Source organism: Modicisalibacter sp., from assembly GCF_055145905.1.
The window spans coordinates 102,052-113,215 of the sequence record NZ_JBSREH010000014.1 but is presented as its reverse complement, the minus strand read 5'-3'; the positions used below and the strand labels follow the sequence as shown (position 1 = coordinate 113,215).

The following is an 11,164-nucleotide window of genomic DNA, read 5'->3' as shown; positions in this document are numbered from 1 at the left end:
GGCATGGCACTATCTGGGTGAATGGCGATATTCGCTATATTGCCATGCAGTTCAGTAGGTTAGAAGCATTCCTGGGGGCCGGTCTCACGGATTCAGGAGAATGTCAGGGGGAGGGTGACACGGGTGTCACCCCCGGGGGTGACATAGCTGTGTCACCCCTAGAACTAACAGAGGAAGTAAAAAAGGAAGTTGGCAGCAGGCCTGTGGACAAGTGCGGCGGTGAAGCAGGGCAGCAGCCACCTGCAGCAAAGCTCTACCCTGAGACACCAGAAGCGCTTAGGAGCGGTGAGAGGGCTCTGGTGGCTCGCTTGCTGGATGAGGTATCCAGGGAAGATGCCGTTTTATTGATTGATGAATTGAGCGGGGCGTTACGGGCGGGAGCGATCAGTGGTTCACCTGTGCGGTGGTTTGAAGGGCTTTTGCGAAAATATCGAATGGGAAAGTTTGAGCAGCACTACGCCTTTTCTGAAGCGGTTAATTCCAAAGTCGAAAAATTGAAGGTGAGTCGGATTGAGTCTTTGGAAGGAAGGTTGGGATTTTTGAAAGTCAAAGAGAAGCTGGTGTCTGGAGATTAAGAGGTGACGTATGAAAGATCGTAAGCCCTCTAAGGGGAAAGGGTGGAGAGATTCCGATGACGCTCCTGAACTTGGTGAGAAATGGCTTGAGGGTGCACATTGGTATCTTGGCGATAAGCTGCTAAAGAAAGGGCGTGGTCGTCCGCCGCTTGATAAACCTGATAAAGTTCTTGGTGAGGTGATTAGTGGTGGGTCTAGCTGTGAGGATGAGTTGGTCGACCATGGTATCCCGGCACTTCTAAATTTGATCAATGTGGCTCAAGGGCATAGTGGGCAGTCTCACCACCTTCGTCGATTACTTCTTGGTGTATATAACGGCGATGAGTGGCCATTCGAGTTGCAGCGTCTTAGAGCTTTGGACAGGGAACTCCAAATTGACAGTCTGCTGGTTGTTGCTCTTGCCACCTTCAGTCCCTTTGAGGTTCATACGCTTGTCAAAGATGGAGACTCAGTGATGAAAGAGTTCTGGCAGCGTGAAAGTGGCCAAGAGGGCTGAGCCGCCAACGGAAAAGATCGGCGCACTATCTTCCAGTGAGGGTCGCCTTTGCGTGTGGCAATGCCAATGCGTGCCCTATGAGCGGCTGTGAGGAGAGATCTAGAAGGAGGAAGGGGTAGGCATAGGGTAGGCCTTGAAATCGTCTCAGGGGGAGTTTTCGAGGCGAATTGAGGGCAGTCAAGCATCTCACTTTGGCGTTCGAAAGCTGCGAAGCAGCAGCTATGTAACGACTCATAGCGAAGCGATACTGCATTTTACTTCATTTTGAGAGATTTTATTTCATTTTGTTTCATTCTAGTTCATTTGCGGGATCAGGACCTGAAATGAAGCAGAGTGAAGCAAAATGTGTGATGGGCCAACGGCAGGATGTGCATTGTACAGGTACGCCGCAAGCGGCGACCGCACAGTGCAAAGGGCTTACTTGCCCTGTGGGCTCGATGCTGTCCTGCCCTGCGAGGCTAAGCGGCTACCGCCGCTGTATATAGTGAAAGTAATCGGAGGCCATGGTGGGAGGTCAGGTAAGGGTAAGGAAGCAGTATATTGAGGTGTGGGTTGATGAGAGGGAGAGAAAGGAAATATAAGATAATACCAAGGGATGTGATCACAGTGCATCATCATACCCCTGAAGTTTGGGGGGAGGGGCTCACGTTGATGGTTGAGAATGCGACTGTGTATGAGTTGGTACAGTTTAATATTGCTTCGGGTGATTGGGTGGGATGTTGAAAGTTTTGATATCAGACGGAAAATATTTTTTGTTACGAAGAAGGATAATGGAGTGATGAGTATTGTAAGAAGGCTGGAGGATATGGGGAGTGTAATTGATAATGGCAAGGTACTGATAAAGGGGGAGGTTGGCAATGTTCGATTCTAAAGCTAGTAAGGTGCGGCCTGGGTTCATTGGTAAGATTAGAATTCCCGGGAGCTCTCAAAACTATAGTTGTGCTGTGCTTAACCTGAGATCCATGAGGTTGGGCCTAGCTTAGCCATGTAGTGAAGTAACTGGGATGGAGGGGATTCTCCATGTCAGGAGCCTGTGCAGGTGTGTGCCAGAAGGACCTTAGGTTGTATCATAGATATAGCTCATCAAGCTAGGTCATGGTATAGCACATTCCAGCAATCTGTATCTTATTGATTTTCATGAATTAAAGGGTTTTCATGGCCGACGTAACCTGTGTTGATTTGTTCTGTGGGGCTGGTGGATTGACCCGTGGGCTCGTGCTGGAGGGCATCGACGTGACCGCTGGCATTGATGTCGATGCCGCCTGTCGCTACCCATTCGAAGAGAACAACCAAGGAGCACGCTTCCTCAAGAGAGACGTGCGTGAGCTGGAGGGAGAGGAACTGGAGGCGTTGTTCGGCGCGGGTGGAATACGGCTCCTGGCTGGCTGCGCACCCTGCCAGCCCTTCTCCACCTACGCGCAGCGCTACGACATCAAGCGCGATCACAAGTGGGGCCTGCTGTACGAGTTCTCGCGCCTGGCCGAAGCGACAACCCCAGACATCGTGACTATGGAGAACGTGCCGAGCCTGGCCAAGAACGAGGTGTTCTTGGACTTCGTCGAAGAGCTGGAGCGACTGGGATACTGGACCTACCACCAGATCGTCGACTGCTCAAAGTACGGTGTGCCGCAAACGCGTCGGCGTCTGGTCCTGCTGGCGTCGAAGCATGGTGATATTCGCCTCATCCCTCCCACCACGACGGAGCCCGGCACCGTCCGTGACGTCATCGGGCATCTGCCGGAGATCAAGGCGGGTGAGGCATGGCCGGGCGACCCATTGCACACCGCCTCCGGCCTCAGCGACATCAACTTGCAGAGGATCCGGGCCTCCAAGCCCGGCGGGAGTTGGAAGGATTGGCCCGAACATCTGGTGGCGGCTTGTCACCGTTCCAAGAGTGGTAGTACCTACCCGAGCGTGTATGGCCGGATGGAATGGGACAAGCCATCACCGACCATGACCACACAGTGCCATGGCTATGGCAACGGTCGGTTCGGGCATCCTTCACAGGATCGGGCCATCTCCCTGCGTGAAGCCGCGATCCTCCAGAGCTTCCCGGAGGACTACAAATTCGCGGCTAGTCACGAGGATGTCAGCTTCTCGGCATTGGCCAGGCTGATCGGCAACGCGGTCCCGGTCGAGCTCGGTCGGGCCGTCGGCAAGAGCGTCTGGGCTCATCTGGAGTCCGTTGGCAAGGCGCATGCTGCGACCTCTCGCGATGGTGAGCACCAGAGTGCCCAGGCCCTCGTCTCCTGAGGCTTCCCGTCGTCTGCGGCGCACCCGCCAGAGGGACACTTCGGCGGAGATGCTCTTGCGCCGCGAGCTGCACCGGCGAGGGCTGCGCTATCGCGTGGCGTACAAGGTGATGTCCAAGCCGAGAAGGGTGGCGGACATCGTCTTCACCCGCCAGCGGATCGCCGTCTTCGTCGACGGCTGTTTCTGGCATGGATGCCCGTTGCACGGGACCTGGCCCAAGTCCAACGCCGAATTCTGGCGGGACAAGATCGAGACCAATCGCCGACGGGATCGAGACACTAACCGTCGCCTGGCCGAGGCAGGCTGGACGGTGGTGAGAATCTGGGAACACGAGTCGCCCCGAGAGGCGGCCGATCGCGTAGAACATGTGTTGAACGAACTGAAGGGCGATGCTGCCCAGCGCCCAGGGCAGTCGCCCGACACCGAGGAGAGCTCGTATGTCGGAAGTGTCGGAAGCGACAAGGGAAGTCGAGAGGGTGGCGGGCGTCCCCGAGCCGGGCCAACTGGTAGAGGTCAGGCGTAGACAGTGGGTGGTGGCGGACGTCGTCCCCTCCGACATCGCAGGGAAGCGAAGGACCCAGCACCTCGTGCTGCTGTCGTCCATCGAGGACGACGCACTGGGTGACGAGCTCCAGGTCATCTGGGAGATCGAGCCTGGGGCTCACATCATCGAACGCGCCGGTTTGCCGACGATCACCGGGCTGGACGACGCCGACACACTCGAGGCCTTCCTGGATGCGGTGCGTTGGGGCGCCGCCACCAATGCAGACAGAGGCTATCTGCAGGCGCCGTTTCGAAGCGGCGTCAGCATCGAGGACTTCCAGCTCGACCCCCTGGTGCGGGCCATCGACATGGCGCGCGTCAATCTGCTCATCGCCGACGACGTGGGCCTCGGCAAGACCATCGAGGCCGGCCTCGTCATCCAGGAACTGCTCCTTCGTCACCGCGCCAGGACGGTGCTGGTCCTCTGCCCGGCATCGCTTCAGGAGAAGTGGCGCCAGGAGATGCAGGAGAAGTTCGGCCTCGAGTTCCGCATCGTCGACACGCCCTACCTCAAGCGGCTGCGTCGAGAGCAGGGGCTGCACGCCAACCCCTGGACCTCGTTCCCGCGCCTCATCGCCTCCATGGACTGGGCCAAGCAGGGTGAGGGGCTGCGGCACCTTCGTGATGTCCTGCCGGTACACACCAGCTTCCCACGCCATTTCGACCTTCTCGTTGTCGATGAAGCCCACAACGTGGCTCCCACGGTCAAGCACTACGCCGTCGACAGCCTGCGTACACGGCTGGTGCGCATGCTCACCCCTCACTTCCAGCACAAGCTGTTCCTGACGGCGACGCCGCACAACGGCTTCACCGAGTCGTTCACCGCCCTTCTCGAATTGCTGGACGATCAGCGCTTCGCCCGCAACGTCGAGCCGGACGATTCACGACTCGCCAGCGTCATGGTGCGCCGCCTGAAGTCGGAGCTCGTCCACCCCGATGGACGCCCCGTCTACGCTCGCCGACGCCTAGAGGCATTGGAGGTCCACTACACCCCAGAAGAGCAGCGGGTCCGGGAACTGCTGGACCGGTACATCGCCAGTCGCGAGTCTGGCGAGGCAGGAGATCGCTCAGCGCAGCACTTCGTGCACCAGCTCCTGAAGAAGCGTCTCGCCTCGTCCACCGCCGCCTTCGCCTCCACGCTCGCCAAGCACGTCGACACCATGGAGGGGCGTGGTGGCTCCGGCGAAGAGTGCGCGAACAGACTGGATGCCGGCATCCTCCGTCGGGCGATCGCCCGCACCGAGGAGGACTACGCCGATGACGGGCAGCGTGACGCCGCCGAAGCGGAAGCCCTGGTCGAGGTCGATCGTCGTAGCCGTCCCCTCGATGACGAGGAGCGAGAGATCCTTCGCGAGCTCATGCAGTGGGCCCAGAGCAATGCCCACAGCACGGACAGCAAGGCGACGGCCATCATCGACTGGCTCGAGAGTCACATACGACGCGACGGTGCCTGGTCGGACGAGCGGGTCATCCTCTTCACGGAGTATCGCGACACCCAGCGCTGGCTCCAGCAGGTCCTCTCAGGTCACGACTTCGGCGCCGATCGCATGGCGCTGATCTACGGTGGCATGGACACCGAGGAGCGCGAGGAGATCAAGGCCGCGTTCCAGGCGCACCCCAGCGAGTCACCGCTGAGGATCCTCCTGGCCACGGACGCCGCATCCGAGGGCATCGACCTGCAGAATCACTGTAGTCTGATGATCCATGTCGAGATCCCCTACAACCCCAACGTCATGGAGCAGCGCAACGGGCGCATCGACCGTCATGGCCAGAGGGCCGACGAGGTCCGCATCTGGCACCCCATCGACGCCAACGGCACTGAGGGAGCGGACATCCTACGGGCCCTCGACAAGTTGGACACCATGCGTGCCGACATGGGCAGTGTGAATCCCGTCATCGCTCCACAGCTGCCGGCTCTCCTCGAGGGGCGGATCCGCGAGCTCGACACTCGGGATGCAGAGATTCGCATCGAACAGAGTCGGCGCCTGGTGAAGTCGGATCGGGATCTACGCGAACGGATCGCCAAGCTGCACGACCGCATCGAGGAGACACGCCGGGAGCAGCACTTCGATGCCGAGCACATCGAGAGAACGGTACGCACGGCCCTTCGTATCGCCGAGAAGCCCGATCTGGAACCGACGTCCCTCGAATGCATTCCGGAGGGCAAGGTGTTCAGGCTCCCCCCGCTCTCGGGTAGCTGGGCGCAGGGGCTGGAAGGCCTGCAACACCCCTTCACGAAACGAGTACGGCCGATCACCTTCGACCACGACGTCGCCAAGGGGCGTGACGACCTCGTCCTGGTGCACCTCAACCATCCGCTGGTGCAACTGTCGTTGCGGCTCCTGCGCGCCCAGGTTTGGGAGCGTGACGACGTCAAACGCCTCCAGCGCGTGGCGGTGCGAGCGCTGCCCGACGATCGCCTGGAGTCCCCCGCGGTGGCGGTTGTGTCACGGCTGGTGATCACCGGGGGGCAGCATCATCGCCTACACGAGGAGCTGACCGAGGCGGGGGGTTACCTGAAGCCGCATGGCTTCAAACGCGAGGAGCGGGTCACCACCGTCCGCACCTGGCTCGATGAATCCCGCCCGGCGAGGGTGTCGGAGGATCACTTTCAGGCACTTCGGGAGCGCTTCGAGCAGCAGCGAGATGCCGTGATGGCGACCGTGGAGGCACGGTCTCGCGATCGTCTACGTCACCTGACCAATACTCTCGAGAAGCGTAAGCACCGTGAGATCGACGACATCCAGCAGGTGTTGGACGAGCTCCGCCAGGTGCTCGAACGAGAGCTGCACGGGAACGAAGTGCCTGAGCAGTTGGACATCTTCAGCGACGCCGAGAAACGCCAGCTTCAGGTCGACCGTGCTGCGCTGGAGGCACGTCTCGATCGACTGCCCACCGAGTTGGAACACGAGGTCGGTGCCATCGAACGTCACCACGCCGACCCCACGGAGCGCACTTTCCCCGTCGCCGTCGTCTTTCTGATCCCCGAGTCACTCGCCAAGGAGGTCGAGGCATGAGCGAACGTCACGATTGGCTGAACCTGATCGAGGTGTCCGGTCCCTTCCTGAGCATCCCGGTGCTGGACGAGGCGTTCCCACAGGGGCTGGAGGGGCGCGACAAGCGTGATGCAGCCCGTCTTCGCCAGGCCTATGACGAATGGCGTGAGGCCGTCGACGTCGACGATCCGAGCCTGGACGAGCTCCACCGCGCCTGGGTGGACGAGGTGCTGGCGACGGCGCTGCAGATGGGTGACCGGGACCTTCGCCGCGGAGACCAGATCGGTGACGCCCTGCACGTGTCGCTGCCAGAGCATGGCGTGATCCTGACGCCGGACATCGTGCTCGTGAATGTGAACGACCCGGACAAACCCCTCCTGCCGATGTTCGTCGAGCCCCCCAATGCACCGCTCGACGAGGTCGTCCATCGAGATGGTTGGGCGGCCTCCCCGGCCGAGCGGATGGTGCACTACCTCCGCGGTGTCGACTGCCCCATCGGCCTCGTCACCAACGGTGAGCGCTGGATGCTCGTCCATGCGCCGGCCGGCCAGGTGACGAGCTTCGTGAGTTGGTACGCACGCCTCTGGAGTCAGGAGCCCGAGACCCTGCGTGCCTTCGTCTCGCTATTGGCCGTACCGCGTTTCTATGGTCCCGAGGAAGGGCAATTGCCCAACCTCTTTGCCAGGTCCGAGAAGCATCAGGACGAGGTCACCGAGGCCTTGGGCGACCAGGTGCGTACGGCGATCGAGGTGTTGATCCAGGCCATCGACAAGGCCAACCAGGATGGCAATGGGAAGCTGCTGGAGGGGGTGAAGCCGCAGGAGCTCTACGAAGGCGGTCTCACTGTCATGATGCGGCTGGTGTTCATCCTCTCGGCGGAGGAGCGGGGGCTGCTCCTGCTGGGCAACACCACCTACGACAACCACTACGCCTTGTCGACCTTCCGGCAGCGCCTGCGCAGGGTGTCGTCCAATGCCCACGAGCTCCTGGAACGGCGACACGCCGGCTGGTCACGACTGTTGGCACTGTTCCGGGCCATCTACGGCGGCATCGAACACACCGACCTCCGGCTACCCGCCATGGGGGGATCCCTCTTCGATCCGGACCGCTACCCGTTCCTTGAGGGGCGAGCCAAAGGCTCCAGCTGGCTCACCGACGCCGCGGATCCGCTGCCCATCGACGATCGCACCGTGCTGCTCATGCTCGATGCGATCCAGAGCTTCGAGGGTCGCACGCTCTCCTATCGCGCCCTCGACGTCGAGCAGATCGGCCACGTCTACGAGGGCCTCCTGGAGCGCACCGTCAAGCAGATCGACGAGGTCACGCTCGAGCTGCGTGGCTCCGCCCAGGCCAAGTCGCCGAAGGCGACGCTACGTGAGCTCGCCGAGGCCAGTCTGGATGGCCAGGAAACACTGATCGAGCTTCTCAAGGAACGGACGGGGCGCAGTGTTTCGGCATTGAGAAAAGATCTGCAGCGTTTCCGGGACGATCGCCTGTCCGCAGCGCTGCTGACGGCCTGTCGAGGGAAGGTGGGATTGCATGACCGGGTCGAACCCTACGTACACTTGATGGCGCTGGACCCCTGGAACCACCCCAGGCTCTACCACCCGGGGGCCTATGCGGTGGTGATGGGCAATGACCGGCGCGAGACAGGGACGCACTACACGCCGAAGAGCCTCACCGAGAAGATCGTCCACGAGACGCTGACCCCGGTCGCCTACATCGGCCCGGCGGAGGGAAAACCGAAGGAGGAGTGGCGGTTGAAGCCCCCTGCGGAGCTGCTGGACCTGAAGGTCTGCGATCCGGCCATGGGGTCGGGGGCCTTCCTCGTCCAAGCCTGCCGCTGGCTGGGTGAGCGGCTCGTCGAAGCCTGGGGTCAGGCCGAAGCCTCGGGCTGTGTCGTCGGCGTCGATGGCGAGGTGTTGGAAAGCGCAGAAGAGAGTGAGCTGCTGCCAAGGGATGCCGAAGAACGCACGGTGATCGCCCGCCGGCTCGTCGCCGAACGCTGCCTCTACGGTGTGGACATGAACCCGCTGGCGGTGGAGCTCGCCAAACTGTCGATCTGGCTGGTGACGCTGGCCGAGGGGCGTCCCTTCGGATTCCTGGATCACAACCTGCGCTGTGGTGACAGCTTACTGGGAATCCATCGGTTGGATCAGCTCACTCAACTATCGATGCAACCCAAGGATAAGGGGCAGCAACGTCTATTTGGGCAGAGCATTGAACAAGCTGTAAACAGAGCTATCAACTTACGTCAAAAAATTCGCAATATGCCGATTCGAGACATCCGTGACGTCGAGGCAATGTCACACTTGAATGCCAATGCGCGCCGTGAACTTGATGTTGCAGGTCATATTGCAGATGCATTCATTGGGGAAGTGTTGCAGTCTGGTGGTAATGCAAATCAACTGGAATATGCTGTAGGTTCATTGGCAATTGAAGCAGATGACGCTATAGCTGGAGATCTTGAATCGCTTAGTGCCATAGATCACCGCTCAAGTGTAGCGCTTAATTCTGAGGTTGAACGCGGAGATTGTCGTCACCCGTTTCAATGGCCATTGGAGTTTCCAGAGGTTTTTGCACGTGAACGTGGCGGCTTTGATAGTTTTGTCGGCAATCCCCCTTTTAGCGGCGGGCGACTTATCGGCAGACGTTTTGGTTTAGATTATCAGCAGTATTTAAATTTTGTGCGAAATGGTGTGGTGGGATCGCCAGATCTTTGCGTATATTTTTATCTACGAGCATTTTCTTTGCTTCGTTCAAGAGGGTGCTTTGGTTTGCTCGCAACAAAATCTATAACAGAAACTGGGTCTCGCAAGGTTTGTTTGGATCAGATTATTGAAAAAGGTGGAGCTGTTTATCACGCATGTTCGCGTATGGTTTGGCCGGGTAATGCAGCCGTGGTCGTTTCAATTGGTTGGGTTGTGCGAGATGGCTGGCAGGGCAAGATTGTTCTTGATGGTCGGGGGGTTAAAGCAATCAATGGTGCTCTGGAGGAAGATTTTAATATAAAGCGTCCGCTTAAGCTTAAAGCACTCAAGGGAAAGTTCTCGCAGGGTCAGGATGTAATGGGGCGCGGGGGGTTTGAGCTCACAGCTGATGAAAAGGACGAGATGTTAATAAAAGAGCCTCATAGCAAGGAGGTGATATTCCCGCTATTCAATGGGCAAGACCTTAACACCATGTCCAAGCTTGAGCCTTATCGTTGGGTGATCTATTTTCGAGATTGGCCGGAAGATAAAGCGCGGAAGTATGATGCTGCATTTCGTCGTCTTGAAGAGCTCGTTAAGCCTTATAGAGAATCTTTGACCGGGCAAATTCATCAGGATTGTTTTTGGAAGTTCTGGGACCTGAGACCAAGACTGATGCGTGAGCTTTCAAGGAGGAATCGCATTCTTGCGTCTTCTAGAAGGTCTAAGCACCTTTGTTTTCGGTTTGTTCCGACGAACTTTGTCATGAATGAGGCAACAAAGCTTTATTTTTTTGATCGTTTTTTTGAGTTTGCTTGTTTGCAGTCTTCGTTACATATAGTTTGGGCGTACTGGACTTGCGGCTCAATGGGTATGACTACTATGAAGTATTCTACGTCCGAAGCTTTGGAGACGTGGCCAATGCCAGTCGTTGATGAAAACCCCACGCTTGATGAAGTTGGTGAGCGCTATTATTTGCATCGAGAGTCGGTCATGGCTGAGAGCTCAATTGGTCTTACCCAGCTTTACAATAGGTTTCATTCAATATCGGAAAAAGACCCACAAATTGAAGTGATGCGTAAGCTTCATTGTGAGGTCGATCGCGAAGTTGCTCGAGCATATGGGTGGTCAGATGTTGATCTTGATCACGGCTTTCATGAAGTTCCGTACCTGCCAGAGAGTGATCGTATACGTTTCACCATCAGTGAGAATGCACGTGTTGAAATTCTGCGGCGGATTTCTGAGCTAAATCACAAGCGATATGAGGAAGAGGTCGCGAAAGGTTTGCATGGCAAAGGGAGAAAGAGAGTTTCCGATCCCCCTGCTCTGCGTAAAGAAAACTTCGATATGGCACAGTCAGGTCTTGACTTTGAGTCAGCGCAGGTTGTTACCAAGAAGGGAGTTGCTCCAACCTCATTAATTCTTGACTTTCTTCGAGCACGAAAGGGTTGGTATGCCAAGTCTGATATTCTGGAAGCGACATCTATTACAGGCAGTAGCTGGAGTTCGGCAATCAGGGACCTCATCAGTCAGGGGCTTGTCGAGCGCCAGGGCGAACGCCGTGGTGCTCGATACCGTGCCGTGAGAAACGACTCATGAGTCGAGTTGTTC

The 11,164-nt window shown here is 58.1% G+C and carries 6 protein-coding genes; all 6 read left to right on the top strand.

The features are described 5' to 3' along the window. Positions 1–575: hypothetical protein (locus tag ACTCB7_RS05450; RefSeq protein WP_463005846.1), on the top strand; the 575-nt coding region annotated here is incomplete at its 5' end. Positions 576–585: 10 nt separating this feature from the next. Beyond that, positions 586–1,071 (top strand): DUF7673 family protein, encoded by a 486-nt coding sequence (locus ACTCB7_RS05445; protein WP_463005845.1) that lies wholly within the window; start codon positions 586–588, stop codon positions 1,069–1,071. A 1,155-nt stretch (positions 1,072–2,226) separates the two neighbouring features. Next, on the top strand, positions 2,227–3,324 hold the full coding sequence (locus tag ACTCB7_RS05440; RefSeq protein ID WP_463005844.1) for a DNA cytosine methyltransferase: 1,098 nt from the start codon (positions 2,227–2,229) through the stop codon (positions 3,322–3,324). Then, positions 3,269–3,847: a very short patch repair endonuclease gene (locus ACTCB7_RS05435; RefSeq protein WP_463005843.1), complete on the top strand. Its 579-nt coding sequence runs from the start codon at positions 3,269–3,271 to the stop codon at positions 3,845–3,847. Before ACTCB7_RS05440 ends, ACTCB7_RS05435 begins: the two co-directional genes overlap by 56 nt. Continuing rightward, entirely contained in the window at positions 3,762–6,884 is a 3,123-nt protein-coding gene (drmD, locus tag ACTCB7_RS05430) for a DISARM system SNF2-like helicase DrmD (protein WP_463005842.1), read from the top strand. Before ACTCB7_RS05435 ends, drmD begins: the two co-directional genes overlap by 86 nt. Further along, the gene (locus tag ACTCB7_RS05425; protein ID WP_463005841.1) at positions 6,881–11,152 is read left to right on the top strand and encodes an Eco57I restriction-modification methylase domain-containing protein; all 4,272 of its coding nucleotides are present in this window, start codon (positions 6,881–6,883) and stop codon (positions 11,150–11,152) included. The genes drmD and ACTCB7_RS05425 overlap by 4 nt, the downstream gene beginning before the upstream one ends. Positions 11,153–11,164: the final 12 nt, after the last annotated feature.

What these genes read in the sequence shown, in the direction of transcription:
- drmD (WP_463005842.1), top strand. Translation starts at nt 3,762, where the DNA reads ATGTCGGAAGTGTCGGAAGCGACAAGGGAAGTCGAGAGGGTGGCGGGC.
- ACTCB7_RS05425 (WP_463005841.1), top strand. Translation starts at nt 6,881, where the DNA reads ATGAGCGAACGTCACGATTGGCTGAACCTGATCGAGGTGTCCGGTCCC.
- ACTCB7_RS05435 (WP_463005843.1), top strand. Translation starts at nt 3,269, where the DNA reads ATGCTGCGACCTCTCGCGATGGTGAGCACCAGAGTGCCCAGGCCCTCG.
- ACTCB7_RS05440 (WP_463005844.1), top strand. Translation starts at nt 2,227, where the DNA reads ATGGCCGACGTAACCTGTGTTGATTTGTTCTGTGGGGCTGGTGGATTG.
- ACTCB7_RS05445 (WP_463005845.1), top strand. Translation starts at nt 586, where the DNA reads ATGAAAGATCGTAAGCCCTCTAAGGGGAAAGGGTGGAGAGATTCCGAT.